The organism is Micromonospora sp. BL1 (assembly GCF_003667485.1).
Lineage (GTDB): Bacteria > Actinomycetota > Actinomycetes > Mycobacteriales > Micromonosporaceae > Micromonospora > Micromonospora tulbaghiae.
In genome coordinates, this window is the sequence record NZ_RCVK01000147.1 from 65,067 (window position 1) to 84,170 (window position 19,104).

General features: G+C 65.8%; 18 protein-coding genes and 2 pseudogenes. 11 read left to right on the top strand and 9 right to left on the bottom strand.

Going from position 1 to position 19,104, the window contains the following annotated elements; genetic code table 11:
• Positions 1–208: 208 nt before the first annotated feature.
• Both EAD96_RS30775 and EAD96_RS04380 read right to left on the bottom strand, forming a co-directional pair.
• Positions 209–559: a hypothetical protein gene (locus tag EAD96_RS30775; RefSeq protein ID WP_147457831.1), complete on the bottom strand. Its 351-nt coding sequence runs from the start codon at positions 557–559 to the stop codon at positions 209–211.
• Positions 560–1,297: 738 nt separating this feature from the next.
• Positions 1,298–1,693, bottom strand: coding sequence for a CPCC family cysteine-rich protein (locus EAD96_RS04380; RefSeq protein WP_121683390.1), 396 nt, complete (start codon positions 1,691–1,693; stop codon positions 1,298–1,300).
• A 248-nt stretch (positions 1,694–1,941) separates the two neighbouring features.
• Between EAD96_RS04380 and EAD96_RS04385 the strand changes: the two genes are divergently transcribed.
• The 6 genes and pseudogenes from EAD96_RS04385 to EAD96_RS04410 all read left to right on the top strand — a co-directional run bounded on the left by EAD96_RS04385 (position 1,942) and on the right by EAD96_RS04410 (position 4,680).
• Positions 1,942–2,259, top strand: a complete 318-nt coding sequence (locus EAD96_RS04385; RefSeq protein WP_121683369.1) for a hypothetical protein — start codon at positions 1,942–1,944, stop codon at positions 2,257–2,259.
• A 216-nt stretch (positions 2,260–2,475) separates the two neighbouring features.
• Positions 2,476–2,618: pseudogene (locus EAD96_RS31435) on the top strand (transposase); the annotation flags it as partial.
• A gap of 35 nt (positions 2,619–2,653) precedes the next feature.
• Positions 2,654–2,800: pseudogene (locus EAD96_RS04395) on the top strand (site-specific integrase); the annotation flags it as partial.
• A gap of 543 nt (positions 2,801–3,343) precedes the next feature.
• The gene (locus EAD96_RS04400) at positions 3,344–3,655 is read left to right on the top strand and encodes a hypothetical protein (protein ID WP_091329277.1); all 312 of its coding nucleotides are present in this window, start codon (positions 3,344–3,346) and stop codon (positions 3,653–3,655) included.
• Positions 3,656–3,782: 127 nt separating this feature from the next.
• The gene (locus tag EAD96_RS04405; protein ID WP_091329279.1) at positions 3,783–4,286 is read left to right on the top strand and encodes a hypothetical protein; all 504 of its coding nucleotides are present in this window, start codon (positions 3,783–3,785) and stop codon (positions 4,284–4,286) included.
• 82 nt (positions 4,287–4,368) lie between these two features.
• On the top strand, positions 4,369–4,680 hold the full coding sequence (locus EAD96_RS04410) for a hypothetical protein (RefSeq protein WP_121683370.1): 312 nt from the start codon (positions 4,369–4,371) through the stop codon (positions 4,678–4,680).
• Positions 4,681–4,877: 197 nt separating this feature from the next.
• Here the strand turns inward: EAD96_RS04410 and EAD96_RS04415 are convergent, their stop codons facing one another.
• The gene (locus tag EAD96_RS04415) at positions 4,878–5,399 is read right to left on the bottom strand and encodes a GNAT family N-acetyltransferase (RefSeq protein ID WP_121683391.1); all 522 of its coding nucleotides are present in this window, start codon (positions 5,397–5,399) and stop codon (positions 4,878–4,880) included.
• Positions 5,400–5,883: 484 nt separating this feature from the next.
• On the opposite strand from EAD96_RS04415, the gene EAD96_RS04420 reads away from it, so the two are divergent.
• From EAD96_RS04420 to EAD96_RS04435, 4 genes are all read left to right on the top strand, one after another.
• Positions 5,884–6,555 (top strand): SMI1/KNR4 family protein, encoded by a 672-nt coding sequence (locus EAD96_RS04420; protein WP_233585438.1) that lies wholly within the window; start codon positions 5,884–5,886, stop codon positions 6,553–6,555.
• A 635-nt stretch (positions 6,556–7,190) separates the two neighbouring features.
• Positions 7,191–7,739, top strand: a complete 549-nt coding sequence (locus EAD96_RS04425; RefSeq protein ID WP_141722517.1) for a hypothetical protein — start codon at positions 7,191–7,193, stop codon at positions 7,737–7,739.
• A 632-nt stretch (positions 7,740–8,371) separates the two neighbouring features.
• Entirely contained in the window at positions 8,372–8,866 is a 495-nt protein-coding gene (locus tag EAD96_RS04430; RefSeq protein WP_091329284.1) for an SMI1/KNR4 family protein, read from the top strand.
• Between the two features lie 917 nt (positions 8,867–9,783).
• Positions 9,784–10,074, top strand: coding sequence for a barstar family protein (locus tag EAD96_RS04435; protein WP_121683371.1), 291 nt, complete (start codon positions 9,784–9,786; stop codon positions 10,072–10,074).
• Between the two features lie 70 nt (positions 10,075–10,144).
• On the opposite strand, the gene EAD96_RS30780 is transcribed toward EAD96_RS04435, so the two are convergent.
• Positions 10,145–10,765 (bottom strand): hypothetical protein, encoded by a 621-nt coding sequence (locus EAD96_RS30780; RefSeq protein WP_147457832.1) that lies wholly within the window; start codon positions 10,763–10,765, stop codon positions 10,145–10,147.
• A 604-nt stretch (positions 10,766–11,369) separates the two neighbouring features.
• Here EAD96_RS30780 and EAD96_RS04440 point away from each other — a divergent pair.
• Positions 11,370–11,642: a hypothetical protein gene (locus EAD96_RS04440; protein ID WP_233585440.1), complete on the top strand. Its 273-nt coding sequence runs from the start codon at positions 11,370–11,372 to the stop codon at positions 11,640–11,642.
• Between the two features lie 79 nt (positions 11,643–11,721).
• Here the strand turns inward: EAD96_RS04440 and EAD96_RS04445 are convergent, their stop codons facing one another.
• The 5 genes from EAD96_RS04445 to EAD96_RS04470 form a co-directional block, all read right to left on the bottom strand.
• Positions 11,722–12,321, bottom strand: coding sequence for a hypothetical protein (locus tag EAD96_RS04445; RefSeq protein WP_121683373.1), 600 nt, complete (start codon positions 12,319–12,321; stop codon positions 11,722–11,724).
• A 954-nt stretch (positions 12,322–13,275) separates the two neighbouring features.
• On the bottom strand, positions 13,276–13,857 hold the full coding sequence (locus tag EAD96_RS30975) for a hypothetical protein (protein WP_158614775.1): 582 nt from the start codon (positions 13,855–13,857) through the stop codon (positions 13,276–13,278).
• Between the two features lie 856 nt (positions 13,858–14,713).
• The gene (locus EAD96_RS04460) at positions 14,714–15,019 is read right to left on the bottom strand and encodes a hypothetical protein (protein ID WP_121683375.1); all 306 of its coding nucleotides are present in this window, start codon (positions 15,017–15,019) and stop codon (positions 14,714–14,716) included.
• A gap of 138 nt (positions 15,020–15,157) precedes the next feature.
• Positions 15,158–16,360, bottom strand: a complete 1,203-nt coding sequence (locus EAD96_RS04465; RefSeq protein WP_233585441.1) for an McrC family protein — start codon at positions 16,358–16,360, stop codon at positions 15,158–15,160.
• Positions 16,357–18,645, bottom strand: a complete 2,289-nt coding sequence (locus tag EAD96_RS04470) for an AAA family ATPase (RefSeq protein ID WP_233585443.1) — start codon at positions 18,643–18,645, stop codon at positions 16,357–16,359. The genes EAD96_RS04465 and EAD96_RS04470 overlap by 4 nt, the downstream gene beginning before the upstream one ends.
• Between the last annotated feature and the right edge of the window lie 459 nt (positions 18,646–19,104).

The window sequence follows — 19,104 nt, forward strand, 5'->3', positions numbered from 1 at the left end:
GGTACCCCGACTCTTCACACGTGGATGTCCCATGCTGCTCACTTCTCGGTGAAGTGGCCTTGCGCACCGCACCCCTGGGATCAAACAGTGATCTCTTCGGTGTGAAGCAATGACCAAGCGTCGATGAGCTGGGCGAATAGCTGAGCTGCCGGAACGGTCCACCATCGTCCGTGGACGTCCGGTCTCGGCCGCGTCGGCCGTCACCCAGCTAGTCACCCACCTGCTCGGCACCCGAACCAATTCGATCTCCGGCAAGGCGTTCGAGGAGGTACCGCGCTCCACCATCTCCGGAACGCGCTCGCTGTCGCAGATCCTCCAACCTGCCTTCTTCGTAGAACAGCCGATTCAGCCGCCTGCGCGCATGTACATCACGTTGGCCGAGAGTCGCCAGCTCGACATGACGGCCGGCGCGGGCAAGCAGATCCATGTGCTGCAGGTGTGCGTTATGACGCTCGTGGTCGGCGCTGTAGCACTCCGCGACCGCACCGACCACTGCGATTGCTCCATCCCAGTCGCCCCGTTCCTCGGCGACGCGGGCAATCTCAGACCAGTGAGTCACGGACATAATCGTAGGTGGCGCTGACCCTAGCTTGGGAATCGTGTTCCTCGGAATGGTCAGGGGTCAGCCCGCCTGACTCCGAAGCACGAGAGGGATCCGCTAGTGTCACGCCACGGCCCGTTGATAGCCGCTATTGACCGGTTCATCGGGGCAGTGATCGATCCTTGCCACCAGACGTAACCCATATGAGGACCAACATCGGCAAGCCGCAGCAGACGCCACCCAGGACGGCGCTAGGAAGCAGATCATTGAGTTCGGGGCTCATAGATCCATGTAGAAGCATTGACGGATGTCGCGCCTATCCGCTCGCGCCGATCCGACCCCTTCGACTGCACCCTCTGGCCATCCCATCGACCTTCGTCCGCGCCCCGCGGAGCTCCGCCCGGACGGAGGTTGTCGGGATGGCGACACCATCCCAGAGCGCCTGAGCGCCCCGCCGGAGGCACTGCCTGTGTCTGGACCAAGTTGAAACCCTGGAACCGTCATCGATCATGGCGGCCCGGGGCTTCTTCGTATGTCGCACCGCCGGCGGGCTGTCACCGTCGCGATGGCGGCCGAAGGCCAGAGGCGCGGCGGCGGGCCGGTAGGCCCGGCCCAGGTTCGACGACGCGCGCGGCCTGTCGGATCACAAGTGGCAGCCGTCCGCGTCCGCTCTCGGGACCTTCGTAACGGATCGGTATCAGGACCTGGGTAACACTCCCGAGAGCGCCGAAGCGATCGGCGTGCGATCCAATCACCTCAAGTCGTCTCGGACGCCGATCGGCGTCTGCGCTCTGCCCAACGGGCTTGTCGTCTGGCATAGGCACGCCGCGCATCTGCCAGGCTGACCGGCCGTTCGGCGTAGGCACGCCGGGCATCCGTCAGACTGAGCGAACCGTTGGGGCCGCCTCGCACCGTGTCAGCGTCTTCGTCATCCTGCCCGTCGTCCTCCCAGCCGCAGGCGAAGCAGATCTCGAACTGGCCTCGCCCCTCAAGCGTCGGGTGCCGACAGCAGGGACACGCGTACGGTTCGCCACCCGCTTCAGCCACTACAGATCGCTGGTTCAACGCCTCGATGTACTGCCCAAACCACCTAGTGCGGCTCGCGAGTTCTTCCGCGGACGGCCCCTCCTGCTTACCGACATGCTCGTCCATCATCTGCACCTCTCGCTGTCGATCCAGTTCAAGGATCGAGCCCAGTACAGTAAGGCCCCACCGCAGGGAGGTGGCGCTACCGGTTCGCCTACACCTACCGTCCGCAACTCTGTCGACACGAACTGCCCGAGGCAGACAAGATCGTCCAGCCGGATACGTCACTCACGTCCTGAGACTGCTCCGTCACGCACGTCCCGAGACCCGACAGGCTGGCCGCCGTCCGGGCCTCGCCCTGAAAGGATGACGGCATGGACCGCTTCGAGGGCCGCTGCTGGCTGGACTGGAGGGCGAACTCGTCCACTCTGCTCGACAGCGTCGAGGTGGTCGTCGTGATCGCCGCAGCCACCGGCGGCTGGGAGGCGAATGGTCGCCTGGTCAGCGACAGCGACGAGGACCGCGAGGCGTTTGCATTCCTGTGCGAACTCGACCCCGTCTTCGCGCTGCGAATCGAAGACGAGAGCGTTGTCGCCGTCACCGTTCATCCCACGGATGGGCATCGCCGCTTCAGCCTCACCGAGTACACCGGTCCGGTCCAGCGATCGGTCGTCAACCGCATCGCTCTGTAGGCAACGCCGAACCTAATTGGCTCGACAGCAGTTTCACGACACGTTGACGTGTCGGCACCCGGTGTTACTCCGGCCCCCGTCGAGCACACCAGCGCGGCCTTTCTGCCGGATCGCTGGACTCGCGCTGGAGATGCTGGGCGGCCACCCTGCCGCTGATGCGGGCCACGCCCTGTCGGCTCTCGATCCCACCGGCCGACTGCTCAGTGGCAGTGGCTCATTGCGCTGCTGCCTGCCGCGTCGGCGAAGGGGGCGGCCGCCGAAGGGGAGAAGCGGCAGCTTGTCGACGGGATCAGGTGCGGGTCCGGATTGGGTCGCCCTGGTGTGACGTCCCGGCCGAGTACGGGCCTTGGCAGACGGTCTGCTGCCCGCTCCGTCGCTGACCATCACTGCCCCCCTGGCCGCCCTCGACGTCCACCCCAGAGCCGCCATGCAGGTGCTGAGGCACGCCCGCTTCTCGGTGAAGATGGAGATCTACACGCAGGTCATATCGGCAAAGACCAGAGACCCACTCAAGCGCCTCGGCGACTTACTGAACCGCTGACGAGAACTGCTGCATCACAACAGCAGGAAGGCCACCTCCCGGAGCCGGGAAGTGGCCTTTGACCTGCGTGGGCGATACAGGGATCGAACCAGTGACCTCTTCGGTGTGAAGCAGGACGCCGCGCGGACTTTGACCTGCGGAAACGCAAAGCTGCAGGCAGGGTGGGTGATGCGGTCAGATGCCGTTAGGTGCGGTTCAGCGCCGTTCAGGACGCCCTGTTGCTCCCAACCTGCTCCCCCGATCAGGGGCCCGCGACCGGGTTGATGCCTCCAGGCTGCCGGACCGTCCTGCACGTCGTTCGTCAGACGCCGTGGCCGCTTGCCCAAGCCGTCCTAGTGACGCCAACGCCCGCTCAGCAACCGTTGGGCTCAACTGCTCCCGATCCGCTCCCACGGCCCCAGTTGTCAACCCGACAAGCTCAGACTTGCCGAGCCTTATCAGCGGCAGATCAGTGCGGCTCCGCCTGCCGGCTGTGCGAGGCGGTTTCGTAAACCGTTCGGGCTGAGGTAGCCCGGTTCCTTCGACGTATGTCACGCTCCGGCGGTGACGATCACCAGGCCGATGGTTGCCGGAGCGGTCGTTGCCCTCACTGGGCACGGCCTTGCTGTTGGGTTCACGTCTGCCCTGGCCACCGCCGCTGGTGGCGGCCCGAGTGCGGACTTGGATGCCGGTGGGAGATTCGCGGCGCTCTTCTTCGGCGTACTCACGTACGGCATTGCGCAGCTGGTGTTGCTGGGCAGCTGCTTCGCGCTGTCCGGACGGCTCGGCCGTGGGTCATCGTCTGGCCTCGTGGCTGGCTGGATATTGGGGCTGGCCGCGGGCCTGTACTACTTGTGCGGCGGGTTCGGTACCTAACGAACGCGCGGCAGCCCCGCCTGCTCACTGCACGGGCCGCTCGTCACGCACCGTGACGCCGGTCGGCGGCATGAGCGGATACTCGACGAGACGACAAGCAAGCCGCGTCGGCCACGAAGGGACGAGCGTGCAGGACGACTATCCGGCGACGGTTCGGGTCCGCGGTCTCGTTGTTCCTGACCTGCTCCTCGTTCTCCTGCGGGAGGGCAGGTGGAACCATCCGGGCGAGCCTGCTGTCGCTCGGGTCATGCCCTGGTTCCACGATCCGCTGGACTTTCTCGGCAGCATCGAGCAGATGGAGTGGGAGTCACAGTCGCTCGACCGCCTGATCCAGGATGATGAAACGGCGGAGCTGTTCCGATGCGCGCGAGAACCGACGGCAACCGGTGCGGTCGAACTCCCGTGGCTCGACGTCGACCGCGCCTTCTTCGTCGCCGTGGCGCAGTACGCCGGTGACGACACCGCGATTGCGCTCGACTACCGAACGAGTTCGGCTGATCCACGAGTCGTTGCCAGCGATGTTTGGACCAGCTCTGCGCCTTACACCTGGCGAACGGTCGCCGAAACCTTCTCCGAGTTCGCAGCCGAGCTGCGCCTCGACGGAGCGGACGCCGAGCCGGCGGCCGGCTGAACGTGGACAACGCCAGGCACCCGCAAACGCGCGGCGGGAATGAGAGCGACGAAGAGGGTTTCGCCGTCTACCGTCGCAGGCGATGACGCACGAAGAATCCGCACTGGTCAGCGACCGATGGCCGCGACTCGCAGCGGAACTTGCCGGCGCGCTTTGCGAAGCAGACGAGGACGACCTGGCGGGGCAGGTCGCCGACCTCCGAATCCGCCAGCAGTGTGACTGCCGCGACGCCTTCTGCCAGAGCTTCTACACGCAGCCTCCACCGAACGGCGCCTACGGCCCCGGCCACCGAAACGTCGGGCTCAGCCCGTCCCGGCCGGGAATGCTCGTCCTCGATGTGGTCGACAACCTGATCATGCACGTCGAAGTCATCGACCGGCCACCCCTCAGCTGACACTTCGTGATCCCTGGCGCAACAGGCCCGTAACCGCGCCTTATACGCGGCAGATCAGTGCGTTCGATCTGGGCGAGGCTCATCCGTCCCTGTCAGCGGTCCCGGACGGTTTCCCTGTCCGAATCGGCCCCTTCCGCCGGTCGTTCCTTCGCTCCGCGTACAAGGGCTCTTCTTGATGTCCGGCGCCGGTGGACAGGTCAGCGGCTGAGCGTGATCCAGTAGCGGCGGACCCGGACGCGCCCGGTGTCGAGGATTCCCTGGAGCACGCCGCCCTGGCTTTCGATGGTGCGTGCCGAGGCGAGGTTGTCCTCCAGGCAGGGGATGAGCACCCGGTGCAGACCCAGCACGGTGCGGGCCTCGCGGAGCATCTCGCCCAGGGCCCAGCTCGCCAGGCCGCGCCGGCGGGCGGAGGGACGTACGCCGTAGCCAATCTGGCCCAGGTCGTCGTCCTGCCAGTGCCGCATCGCGATCCCCCCGAGCACCTGCCCGTCCTCGAGGATCCATCGGCAGGAGGCGTGCCTCTCGTCGGGGCATGGCGCCCCGGCCCCGTGGTCGAGCCGGACACGTCGCCGCACCCAGTCGGCGAAGCCGTCGGGCGAGTCCAGGTCGTCTTCGGGGCCGATGCCGAAGCCGTCCTCGTGCAGACCGGGTCCCCAGTCGTCGCGGCAGTCCTGGAAGGCGGCGAACAGGCTGCTGGTGGGCGATATCAGAGTTGGCATGCGGGCCAGCGTAGCCACGGTCGGGGCCTCCGACGATCCCCTCGAATCCGCTGTGGACCAGGCTCTCTCGGCCGCCGCTGCTGTCGGCGAGGCTGTTCGTTCAGGGGAGTACGTGTGTGCCCGCCCGGGCGACCATCGAGGGCCTCAGGGTGGGTAGCTGACTACTTGCGAATCAGCACGCCCCGCCCGCGAGGGCTCAGCATAGCGAGGCGAGTGATCTACGTCACAAAGTGGTCGCGACACCGTCGGCGGGCGTCGCAGCAACACTGCTTTCACTCGCGTGTTCGGCGCTCGCCCACTGCGGAACCACTGGCGGAGATCGGCCGGTTCCCCTGCTGCGCAGTTCCGCGGCCCGATCGGGCGAGCCGAGGAGACACACAGCAGCGAGCAGACCGTCGCCGACGACGTGACTGACCTCGCCGGCTGACCACCGACGCTCAGCGGCATGACCGCGCGCCCGCAGCACAATGTCTAGGGTGTTGCCGTGGTCCTCTCGGATTGGTCGGATGTGCCCGATCGCCTGGCCAGACTGTCGATGCACCCGTCTGCCGGCATGGTTTTTGGAGCCATCGGCCATCAGTGGCGACGCGAGCCGCCTCTGACCACGGATGAGCTGGCCGAGCTGGAATCACAGTTAGATGTCGAGCTACCCGCCGAATACCGTTCCTTCCTCCTACAGGTCAGTCGCGGGAGCGCAGGCCCGGCGTACGGCCTCTTTCCCGCTCAACGGGTAGACGGCCGCTGGCGTTGGGAAGGCGACGGTGCCGAACTCACCGACCTGAAGACGTTGAGCCGGCCGTTCCCGCACACCGATGCATTCAACCCCGCGGACGACCTGCCCGATCCCCCTGGCAAGGTGGACTTCGACTCCGAAGACAAGTTCAACGAGGCTGAAGACGCCTACTGGCAGCAGCACGAAGCTGTCGTCTTCTCGCCCGAACACTCCATCGGGCTGCTCTACCTCTGTCACCTCGGCTGCGCCTACCGCGAAGCCCTCGTCATCAGCGGACCAGCTCGCGGTCAGATGTGGGGCGACGACACCGCCAGCGACGGCGGGTTCCTGCCTCTGCACGAGCCCGACGGGAGCCCGACAGGCTTCACGCGCTGGTACCGAGGATGGCTCGAACAGGCCGAGAAGCAAACCCAGTCCCGATAAGTTGGAACGCTCTGCAGCATGGAAGGCGGCCAGAAGCGGACGTGCCGGGAGTACTCTTTCCGCCATCCCGAATCGCTTCTACCGCCGTCGGTTGGGCGGAGAACCGAGGCGATGAGTTCGCTGGCTGGGGCCACTCGGTCTGGTACTTCGAAGTAGGCGATGACGGCTGGCCCGTTCGTCAGGCCGAGACGTACGACGCCGGACGCGTACTGCGCTACGGCCCCAACCACTCTGAGGAGCCGTCTTCGCTCTCCGTACTGCGATCACTTCTAGGGCACGTAAACCGACGTTAGCTGATCTTCGAGGTGCCCCGGCAGAATACGAACCGGCCACACGCGGCTTAAAAGTGTGAACACGGCCGGAAGTCGCAGGGCGGTGACCTGGTTTGACCTGCGCCCCCATACCAGCTGCCACGCCGAGTAGCTGACCGCCATTAACCCTCGGGTCCCGTCCCATCGGGCACGCGACGGGCACGCCCTTACTCCCCTGCCTTGCAAAGATCAGAACTGCTGCCAGCCGGTGTCGAATACTGCCGCTAGCCTGGGGCACCGATGCCGAGCGGCGACTCGGTGCAGTTGCGGACCTCGACTGTAGCCACGTGGAGCGGCCAGCGGGCCTGTTGGGGAGTTGAGGCCATGATCCGGCGGAATGACCCGCTCGCCCTGTTGGCGATCGCCGCGGGCACGGCGATGGGCATATTCGCCTGCGTAGCGCCCACCGACATCCCCTACACCGCCCAGATGCGGCTGCTGCTGTTTCTTGTGCCCATGGGCACGCTGGTGCTGCTCATGTACCTCGCGGGGCCGGCTGCCTTCGTGGCGGTGACTCGAACGCATGTCGTCGTCGCCAACCCCCTCGTCAAGTACAGCGTTCCACGGTCACTGGTCGACGGCGTCGGAGGGATTGTTCGGCTCAGCATCGAGCTGCGGGTCTCGGGGCACTCGCCCGTTCCGATTGCCGCCCTGATTCCCGGCGTAGGCGGTCCCCACCGGTTGACCCTGGCCGGGTACCGCAGACGCTTCAACCGGATCGCGGCGCTCTTGGATGACACGCCGGCGACACTCATGGTCGGCACGGTGGTGCGCCGGTACCGGTATGTACACCTCGTCCTCTTGGCGGTGGACGTGCTGGCTCTGGTCGCGATGGTGCTCTATGTCAGCACCGACCCGCACAACGGTACGTAGGACCGAACCGGCACGCGGGCGGGCCGGGTACATCCGGAAAGCATGAGCCTGGACGGGCTGGTGAGGCGGATCTCCTCGTCGGGCAGTCGTAGGCCGTCAAGCCTCCCCGGACGGGTCCAAGGTCGCTCGTCCGGCAGGGCGCTCCACCTTGTCCCCGTCCGGGGAGGCTGGTAGCCCGTGTGGTGCCCGGCGAGGTGATCCGCGGCGGCATCTCTGAGGAGGGTCGGGGTTTCGGGGCGGAGCCCCGAGGTCTTCAAAGGCTGTCGTCCCTCGGCGTGGTCGGCCGGCGCGGCCCGCCTTGCGGGCCGCCCTGAGGGTGTACAGAAACTTTGAGCGTCCACATCACCGGCCATTCCGCCCGGTGGTTGGCTGATCGACGGCCGGCAAGGCAAGGGCGTCTACGTAGCCAACCCGCTTTCTCGGTAAGCCGAACTCTTCGACCTCGACCTCTCGCTTGCAAGTTCTGGGCGCATCGTCCGGCACCGTCCGCGCAGGTCTCTGATGTCGAGCGTTGATCTGCCGCCGGCCGGTATCGGCTCTCACGGTTCGGCCCTGTTGCTGTCACCGTTGCTGTCGGCAGCAGCAGGGTTACTGACGCCCTGGGGCCGGCTCTAACCGACTACCGTCGACCCGTGCTCGATCCCGCAACTGTCTTCGACGGATCCGGTCCGTTGGAGGATCCGCTCACCGACGAGACTCTACGGGCGGTGGAAGCGCAGCTTGGATACCAACTGCCTGCCGCGTACGTGGACCTGGCTCGTCGACACAACGGCGGTGCGTTCGCCCGTGCGGCCCACCCCGCGCCCAGCCGAACCTCATGGGCTGGGGACCACGTTGGCGTGTTCTCGCTCGCGGCGATCGGTCGAACTGCTGACTTCAGCCTCTGCGGCGAGCTCGGCAGCGCGTTCTGGGTAGCCGAATGGGACTACTCCGCCATCGGCATCTACATCGTCGACTGCCCGTCGGCGGGTCACGACATGATCGCCCTCGACTACCGCTCGCTCGGTGAGCCGGCCGTCGTACACGTCGACCAGGAGCGGAACTACCAGATCACTGTCCTTGCTCCCGACTTCAAAACCTTCGTGGCAGACCTCATCGAGGAGTCCGAGTACAACGTCGACGACTGATCGCCGGGTCCGCGACGGTGTAGTCGAGCTGGCCAGAAATTGCAGCGGAATTCAGACGGGCGGTCGCCTGAGCTGCGCCGGCCTAGTCGACGCCCTGGCCGCGTCCTGCCTGGGCCTCACGTCGCTGGTCGTTGATTGCCGACGTTTCACGCTGTCTTGTGCCCCCTGCGTGCCCCGAGACCGACGAGCGGCGCTTCCGCCAACGGCGAAAACCTGCCCCCGTCATCCCGCCGCCAATCGCACCCAATATCGCCTGGTTAAAGGGTCCTGGTTGCTCCAGGTAGCCCAAAGCGACCATGAGGCTGGCCCCTGCCGTCATCACGCCCGCAGCGAGCACAACGAGGTAGAGGCGATGACCACGCATCTCGGCAGTAGATCAGACCTACACAACCCCTCGCCTGTAAGTTCCGGGCGCATCGTCCGGTGGGGCCCGTCCGCATCCGCGACCTCGGGCATCTGTCCTCCTCCGGCCGCCAGCGGGCCGCCCTAGTCCCGGCCCGCTGCTGTCACCGTTGCTGTCGGCAGCAGCGGTGACAGTCCGCTTACGATCCTGGCCATGATGGAATCGGGATTCTGGCCAGTCGGCCTGCTGGTCTGCGCGGGACTCAGCTGCCTCTTCCTGGTTGTCGCCGTAGGGCTCCTCGCGGCCTGGTGGAAGCCAAAGGATTGATGCACCCGCCAGCCCTTCGCTTGCACCGTCAGTTTGGAAGGTGCATAGCCTCAGCTCGAGAATCGGGTTGATCTACACGGTGGGTAGTTGCAGCATCAGGGATCGCTACCGAACGTTGATCGTCGGGTAGCTCACGTGTGCCTGTCGCCCCGTGTTGACCGCTGTGTCGGCACGGATCGGGCACGAGCCTTGCCCAGACGAGAGGCGCGTCGGTGGCGTAGCTGCCAGCAGGGACGGGTGAGGACATATGCTCTTGGAAATCGACGGCCGCGAGGTGCGAACCGAAGCCGACCTTCACCTACTCCTGGCCCGTGCTCTCGACTTCGGGCCGTACTACGGTGCGAACCTGGATGCTCTGTGGGACCGACTGAGCAGGGATGTCCCCCGCCCGGTCGCCGTGGTCTGGACTGACTGGCAGGTCAGTGAGAGTAATCTCGGAGCGAGGCGATTCGAAAGGATCTGTTGCCTCCTGCGAGCCGTGGAGGCCGAGGACCGAGAGGCCGGCCACGAGGAGCTATTCACGTTCGAGCTGCGATGACCTCTTCGTTTCGAAAGAACCATCGGTGCCTGCCGGCCTGGAGCAACTAGCGGCCTGTGCTGGCTGTCCGCTACGGTCCGCCAACGTCCAGCCCGGTGCTTCTCGATCGACACCCAGTTAACCACCCGTCAGGGTGCGGCGTGCACACGTTCATCCTTGGGCTACGAGTACGGCTCGAAGGTGGTTGGCAGGACCTCACGGAGGTAGTCCAGCGAGCTGATCCTTCCGGTGCTGCCCAGAGCATCCAGCAGTAGGTCCAACATGCCGCCTGGATAGCGTTCCCGGTCCTGCCGCGAATGTCGGCCACCACGCACGTCCACGTGTCGGCGGGCTTGCTGGTCAGTTCCCAGCAAAGCTCAAATTCGCCGTTGACCGTCCCCCAAGCGAACAGTTCGCCCAAATTGTTGCCGAACCTGTAATAATCCTCGATGTCATTGGCCAGGTCGTTACGGGCTAGAAGTTGTTCGACGTAGACCGTGGGGCTCTCGCTGTAGTCCCACTCGTACGGGTGGAACACCTGAACGAAGTCGAACGCGCCCGGAGGGAACCGCTCCACGTACTGCCGAAAATCCGTCGGGAATTGGTGACCGAAGGCAACCTGCAACGACGACCAGTCCGGGCGGTACGGAGAACTGCCGTTCCAGCCGACCATCGCCGCCAACTTGTCAACCGTCGCACTCGCACCCGTCACGCTCGCATCTTTCCAGCCAGCGGGCGGCTACTGCCACAGCGCACGCTCGGCTCATCCGCAATCCCGTAAGCCGCCGACCCGCCCTCCTGGGGAGCGGGCCGCCGTCCGGCCCGCTACGTCAAGCGGACCTTGACGGCTCGCACGGACGCTGGCGGGCCCGGCGGTGGTCTGCTCGGCTCGCCCGGGTCGTCGGCTGGCGGGATGGCCCTGCGCAACCACCCCACGGATCGCAACACGCCGACGGAGCCCTGGCCATCCTGGAGTCGTTGCGCCTCCGCCGGAGGCGCAGTGACTGCAACCGGTCCGCCGCCGCGACTCGCCGCGCGAACCCGGCGTGCCCTTCCCTGCGCCACGCTGCTCGGGCGCGGCGCGGCCGGCTGCCGGCCCACGAACTTAACCACTCTCGGCGCTACCGTATGCGGCGGCCCTCCGGCGTCCCGCTCTCCGCCGGCCGCCGGGCGTCAGGCGTGACGGCCGCAGAGCGACAGCGGCAGCGGCCGGCGCGCGCCGAGGCGGCGGCGCGTGCGGCCCGTTGCGGGCCGCCTTGATTGACGTACAGAAAGTCCTCCCACACCGGCCGGCAGCCGGCTGTGCCGTCGTCCGGTTGACCTGTGACGGTTTGGCTTCACATGATGTGCGCGCCGCCCACGGCGAAGCCATAAAGCTCCTCACAATGGGCCGATACGTCGACGGCCGACTCCCCGACGCATCGCGCATCAAGGTCGACGAACATCTCGCCCAAGTCACCATGCGCTGTGGCCAGTCATTCGGGCACCAGCAGTGGTTCCTCTTCGACACCGTGTGGGCGGCCGCTCACCCCGACCTGGCCCAATCACTGCTGCGCTACAGCAACCACTGGGATCCACTCAAGGACTGAAAGCAGCCGAGCCATCAGCTCCGACCGTCGGGACGAGCGAATGCTGATCGGGCATGCGGCCAGCGGCAGATGAGGACGGTCATCGGCTCGAATGGGTGCCGTAGGGCGGGGTGGCGTGGATGCCCATGCCGTACTCGTATCGCAAGCCGGCGTCTGCGATGAACTGCGCAGCGTGCGGCAGCACGGGGCGAGAGCCGATCTTGCTGACAGCCATCCGGCGAATCACCCGATTTAGCCTGCCGGAGGCGCTTGTGACCGCTGCCCAGTTCCATGCGGCGGGATCACCGAGTCGCGGCACGGCGGTCGCCCACGCCGAGGCACGCTTCTCCGAGTTGTGGTTGCTATGGCTCCATCGCACCTCCTGCGCCCCAACCGGGCCGCCGTAGTAGAGCTGAACTAGACCCCAGCCTTCGCAGCAGTACCGGAACGTCGGGCCTCCCGGCAAGCCCGGAAGCCGGTCGATCCGCCTAGCTATAGGCGCCGGCCCGCAACCGACGACGAACAACGCCAGGTGCCGTCCACGTGGAGCAGCAGCAACTTCAGCGGCAGCCGAGAATTCCCGCAGCTCGCAGTCCGGCTCCGAGTCGGACTCGAAGACACGGAACAAGCCCAGATCGAAGAGGGCCTCGAGCACCGCGGACCAGTCGTCCTCTGCAGCATAGAAGTCCAAGTTCGGCACGATCTAACTATCCCGGTCGGGGCAACACGACCGCCAACCAGCATCCGCTCACGGCTATGAGCGGACGTCGTCGGCCTATGAAGCGGAGCCGCCGGTGCTGACGCTTTCGGGCGCGCCGAAGTGGTCACCGCCCAGGAAGCCCTGTCAGTAACTGCCGGTGAGATTCGAGTCTCAGTTGCTGGAATCGCTACCAGCTCCTCCGCAGCAGATCTAGAGCTGCACGTCGATGCAAGATGGTCCGGCGACTGCGTCAGCGGGCCCAGGACGACGAGCCGTCAGTAGGGCCGGAAGGGAGCAGCCAGCGCTGACCACTTCGGAGGTCTCTGGGAGGTCACACCGAACCACTCACCCGCATCACCGCTGGTCAGAGGCCTCGGCGTGGCACGGCACCGGTGAGCACTTCGGCTGCGGCGACCACTTCGCCGGACTGCGCCCAATCTGCTCCCACCTGCAAGGCCAGGCCATCCAGCGGCTCCTTACCGCCGCGACCTGCGCACACTCTCCCGCCAGGCAACATAGAGCCATGTCGAACATTAGCCAGAAACGCCGAGCACTTTGCGGGAAGCAGGACGCCGCACCGACTCTGACCTGCGGGAACGAGAACGTGCAGGTCGGGGTGGGTGCAGTTGGACACCGTTCAAGGCCGTTGGATGCTGTTCAACGCCATTCAGTGCACCCGTCCGCCCCCATCCCGCTCCCCCATTCTCGGTACTACACCGCCAGCGGCTGACCGGCCGGTCCTTTCAATTGCACCACTCCCGCTTGAGGGTCATCGACGGATGTCGGCGGCTGCCAGCCGGCAGCTCTCGACGTCACACCAGCGTGCCGCGCCCGAATGGGTGTCATCATGATCACGCAGAACCTGGTTGGCTAGAGCGCGGTGGCACCACTCAATCCGGTACAAATGGTCGAGGAGGGTGTGCCACTCGACGTCGTTTTCACCGCGGCCGTTCATCACACACTGCCCGGCCCAGACGATACTGCGATGGCGGACCACGCCAACCAGGCATCGATGCCTGAGTATAACCCACTCACCGAGTTGTCGACTTCACCGGGATGCTCTCGACGCTGGCGGAGCTGTAGGCGGATTCCGCCGCCGCTGCCTGCTGACCTGCGTGCGTCCTCAGCGAGGTACGCGTAAGAGGCGAACAGTTCCGTCCGGACCGCCGTTTTGAGGCCGAAGACCGGATCCAGGAAGACGAGGGCGTCGGCTGACGACTCCACGTTCGATGGCCGCTCCACCTTCCAGGCACCGTCGGCGGTCCAGACTTGAAACCAATACGGCCGATCTAGGGCGAGATGCCGCCGGAAGAGAGCACTTCCGGTAGCCGGGTAGTAAGCCCTAGGGAAAGCGTCCAGACCCCGAACTTCCTCGCGTGTAAGGCGAGGCTGCGCCTGCGCGCGGCAGTCGATACGACCGGGCGTCACGTCGAAGTAGGCATCGGCGTAAGCGAGAGCTGCCTTCCAAGTGCGCCTATCGACATTCTTGATAATCACGGATGCTGGCGCATCGCACTGCACAAGAAACAGCTTCACGTATCGCCGGTATCGCTGGAACCGTACGCCCGGCACTCCGTGGACCTCATCTTTCCCTACGACGTGAGGCCAGAGCTCAGCAAGGAGTGGGCCCAGGGCGCGCTCCGCCATAGCCACTACGGTTGTCGAGCGAGCGTGCCCCGGCGATATGGAGCGGAAAACGGGGGCCGGACGACGCAGGCTCGCTGGTGGATAGTGATGCAAGTGGTTCACCGCACGGCTGGCCGCGAGGAGCATGGCGGCCTCGAGTTCCTGCTGCGCCACGCTGACGGCGTCCGGGAAGACGGTCTGCATAACGCGCCCCGGGGGCGCCTCGTTGATACGGGAGGTCAGGAACCGTGCTGGCGCGGCGCGGAGGGCACGAACGAGAGCGTCCCGATCCTGTCTTCCAAGACGCTCCAACGCAGATCGAACCGCCGGCACTGCGGCGCTGGCCGGCTCGCGAGTGTACTGGCGCCGACGGTCTACAAGCTGCTCTAGCAACGAGGTTCGTGCCATAGTCGATCCCCAATCCCACCGCCCGGCCGGTCGGAACTAGGAAGCGCACGAACGCACTCGGATACCGAATTAGTAAGCATGGGTACCCTAACCCTGCGGCGGATCGTTCCACTCAAGCCGGGGAGTGACATCCTGCCTCGCGCTGCTTGCGCCGCACTGAACCGTATCACCCTCACAGGAGAGCGGCCAGCTCTGGCGGTCGACGAAGGCGCTGACCCGCTCGGCCCAACAGTGGAGCGGAAATCCATGACTACATCTCCCCGGGTCTGGCGCCGTCGCGGATGCCGGCTGCCAGTGACCTCCTGACTTCCGCACCGTACCGCCCGCCCGGTCCATCGCCGTGGACCGCCTGCCAGGCTTACGGAGCGCCGGCGATCAGCCTGCCGATGCGGGTTTCGACCTGGTCGAGCCTGACGACTCCGTCTCGGAGGTTGTAGTAGCCCTGCTCGACCACTTCTGGGTCCACTCCTGCCGCGCGGGCCTCGGCGCGAAGTGATTCCAGGTCGATCTCCTCGCGCAAGGCCTGGGCGACCGCGGCGCTGTCTCGCTTCTGGAGCTGGATGGCGGCCTCCTGCTGGCCACGCCGGACGAGGAGCACCCCGGCGGCGATGCCCCCGACGGTGGTGGCGCCGGCCGCGGCATAGTAGAGGATCGGGATGTGCATGACTAACCTTTCAGACGGCGGCCCGCTGACGGGCGGCACGGGCAACGGCGCTCCCACGGCGCGGACCGCACCGTATCGCGCTGGCCGCAGGGCCGGCGTCGAGGCGAGCTGAAAGGCCTGACTTACGCGCGTCGGCGGTCACGCAGAGACAGCAGCCTCGCGCATGGCGAGTTCGGCGAGATGGTTAACGTCGTTCAAGAGTTGGCCCGGTGGTTGGCGCAGGTTGAGTGGTCGGTAGCCGATGGTGGTGTTGGTGTTTCGAACACGCCATGTGGTGGCCGGTTCCGTGCCTTGGGCGTACAGAATCCAACCGCTGCGTAGGTTCAGCGCAGTGCAGTACGCGAGCATCTGGTAGGCGTCGGGGTTGGTCGGCTTCCCTGCCCCCGGCTCGATCTTGTACTTAGCGTCGAATACGGCCACCGGTCGTCCGTTCACGACGTGCAGGACATCGGGTTCGATCGAGATGCACTGCCCTATGTCGAGCGTCGACCGGCCCGGTGTCTCGGTGTGGCCACCGTAGGTCGACAGCGCCTCGCGTAGGGCCACGCCGATGAACGCTTCGAAGACCTTCTCCATGTTGACGACGAAGGCCGCTATGGCATAGCGCCCGATACCGGGGTCGACAGAGCAGCCTTGCATAATCAGCTCGCTGAGGCGCAGCGCCGGGGCGTATCGGGCGTTGAGCCGGCTGGGGCGCCACACCGGTAGTGGAGCTCCTTGCGGCAGCACGCGCACCCCGGCTAGGCGGGCATCCAACTCGGTCAGATCAGCCTGATCGGCGTCGCGCAACCGCGGCACGGTCAGCATGCGTTGTACGGCGGTGCGCAGGAGACGGTTCTCCGGGATGTCCTTGCTGTAGTCGTCGTACCGCACCTCGACCGGTAGCGGCACGCCGGGACGTGCGGCCGCGTGGTCACCGAATCGGATTCGTCCGCGTACGAGCGGCAGGGTGTCGTCGACGGTGGCATACCCGTGCAGCGGACCGGAGGCGAGTGCGCGACGGATGGAGCGGATCAGTGATGTGGCCAGGGCCGGCCACAGTCCGCTGGTGGGGACGCCAGCCACATCTTCCGGGCGGAATCCGGGGTTGGTCGCATAGCCGAGGAAGAAGAGCATGTTGGCAAGGCCGACCTTCGGCGTCACTTCGACTTCGAGATTGCCGACACGGATTGCCCCGACCTTTCGACCGGCTTTGATCTTCCATTGGCCGCCGACGGCAGGGCTCACGGTAACGAGGCCCGCGGCACGCAGAGCAGCGACCTGATGGTCGTCCAGTGCCAGCACGGCCGCCTTGGATCCCACCTCGGTGAGGACGATGGAACCCGGTGTGCTGGTGTTCACGCCAGGCTCCCGGAGACGTCGGGATTCTGGGCTGGCACGGTGACGCGCGCAGCCTCGGTGTCGTCCCCGACCCGCCGATTAGGGGCCCCTTGTGTGGCGATAGCCGCGCGGATAGCCGACAGCCCGAACCGGCTGCGGACCGCCGCGCGTGATAGGCGTCCCGCGTAGTGCTCCTCGAGTAGCGGCAGAAGGTCGTGGTCCCAAATCCGTGTCAGACCGTCGACATGCTCGGCAGTGTGGCGCATGAAGTAGGAAGGACCGATCTTGAAATCGTGGTCAGCGGTTCCGATCGCCGCGTTTAGGGCACCCAGCAGGGCGGGGCGTTCGTCATCGGCCTTGCCCTGCTTCGTCAGCCACACGCGCAGCACCGACGAGACCGGATCCTCGTCCGGGTGCAACTCGACAAATGCGAAGCGGCGGCGGATGGCGGCATCGACCAACGCAATCGACCGGTCGGCGGTGTTCATCGTGCCGACGAGCAAGACGTTTGGCGGCAGGTTGAACGCCTCCGCCGGCGAGTACTGAAGGCGGACGGTGGCCTGCCGATACTCCAAGAGGAAGTACAGCTCTCCGAAGACCTTCGCGAGGTTAGCGCGATTGATCTCGTCAATGACCAGAACGTGCGGCTTGCTTGGGTTCTCCCTGGCTGCTGCAGCGATCTCCCGAAGCGGTCCGGGAACCTTGGCGAAGCTCACCGCCGCGCCGTCTGCGCCCTCAACGGGCCGGAAGCCTTCGAAGAAGTCCTCGTAGGCGTACGAGGGGTGGAACTGGACCAGACGGATCGCATCCCGTTCTGCGATGTGTCTAGCCACCGCTTGGGCGATGAACGTCTTGCCCGTACCAGGCGGGCCGAAGAGGACGACCTGAGACCGCTCTTGCCACAGATCGAGCAGCTTCTGCAACCAGTCTTGAGGAAGGTTCAGGCGATCGGCAAGGCCGCCGGTAGCCGGCGGCAACGCAGGCACAGTCTGTGCGGCCCGCCTGCCACGACTGTCGCCGTCTGCCTCGACGCCGGCAGGCTCAACCACCTCCTCCAGCAGACCCGTGAGCGCCTCCAGCGCACCAGTCAAATCAACGACGACACCCTGTTGATCCAGCTCCGCCGGCAGGGGCGCCGGAAGGGTGTCCACCGGAACCGGGTCAATCGCCACCCATTGCACCGGCCTAACCAGCAGCAGATCATCTCCGTCGAAAACGTAGTCTGGTGCTCCATCGATGATGCCGAGGTGCAGCTCGTCGTTGACCACTGTCGCCACGATGTCCTCGACGTTCATCAGCGAAAGGAATGCGTGGTACTCCGTGGAGAGCACGAGCCGCCCGGCATAGTCCACATGCCCAAACCCGCTATCCACGGCTGACCGCACAGCGGATCGCTCTGATCCCGCGGGCACCTGGCCGATGCGGGTGGCCGCCAGCGAGACGACCTGACTGCTCTTCCACTGGTCGAGCACGTCTTCACTCGCCCGGGACCGCACGAGCCAGGCACGTCGACCCTGCGGTGGCGGCTTCCACTGACTCGCAAACGGCGGCCGATAGAAGTCAACTCTCTGCCCGCCAACCTGCTTCTGCACCTCTATGGTGATGTAGAACAGGTCTCGGTTGAGGTCTTGCGCCGGCGCCACTGCGGCGCCCGGAGCGAACGCGTCGCGGATCGCCCGCTTATGAGCGACGTTGACGATCGGCAAGAAGTGCGTGGGGAACGCGAGGTAGAGCAGCGCCTCTCGCAACGAGGGCATCAGCTTCTTCTCGTACACAACCGCCTGCCACACCCAGGGGTCGCCCAAAGCAAGGGCGCGCCGTTGCTCAGGCAGCCCCCACCAGGCCAGGAGAAACTCGACCGCGTCGGCCAGCCACTTCCACAACATCGTGTGGGCGCCGGTTCCCCCGTTCCAAGTCTTCTGTTGCAAGGCGGCCAGGATCGGCTCAGGGATGCTCACAGGCGTACGCATCCAGGCCAATACAGCCTCAACACGTCTGCGCTTGGTTGCCGGGGTAAGGTTGCTCAGCGGAAGCGCCTGAAGGGTCAGCAGCTCCGCAGCCAGCAGTTTGGCCTCATCGGAGGCATCATCGAGCTGTCCTTGCAACTTGACGAGGAAGGCGTCCGAGCCCTCGTCCGGGCGCTCATTGTAGGCGCGGAACATCTCTCGCGCGGTCTCCTGGGCCCACGCCCGTCTGCCCGGGACAAGCAGCGAGCCGCCCTGGCCAAGCCCTAGATCGATTAGCCTGCGGCCGACCGACCGCACCATGTCGTCGTCTCGAGAGGGAATGATCGCCCCGTCCTTCACGACCCACCCCAATCAGGTACCGGCTGTCAATACGGAGGCCAGCGGCAGCGCCACCCCACGCAACCTAGTGACGTTGGTACCGCCCAGCAACGCCCAATCGGGCGAGAGGCTCCACTTTCTCACAGGGTCAACTCTCACAGGTCGAGCCGTCACAGGTGAACAGGCCAAGGCCGACGCGCTCGTCAACTGGCACCCGTAGGCCCCTTCCTCCAGCGCTCAATCGAGCCACTGAAGGAGCAACTGCGCTGGGATACAGGAACGCCGCTCGATGTCGGATTGCCGACATTGCTTATATGCGAGCGTTGGAATGCTAGTGCGTCTCCTCAGATCCCAGCAGAGTGGACCGGCTACGACCCGCTCCTCCCCTGCCGCAGACCAGGTGATCTGGGGCGAGGTGATTGTGGCTCGGCCGCGCGCAGGGCCCTCTCGCTGACGGTATTTCCGGCGCCCCTTGTTCAG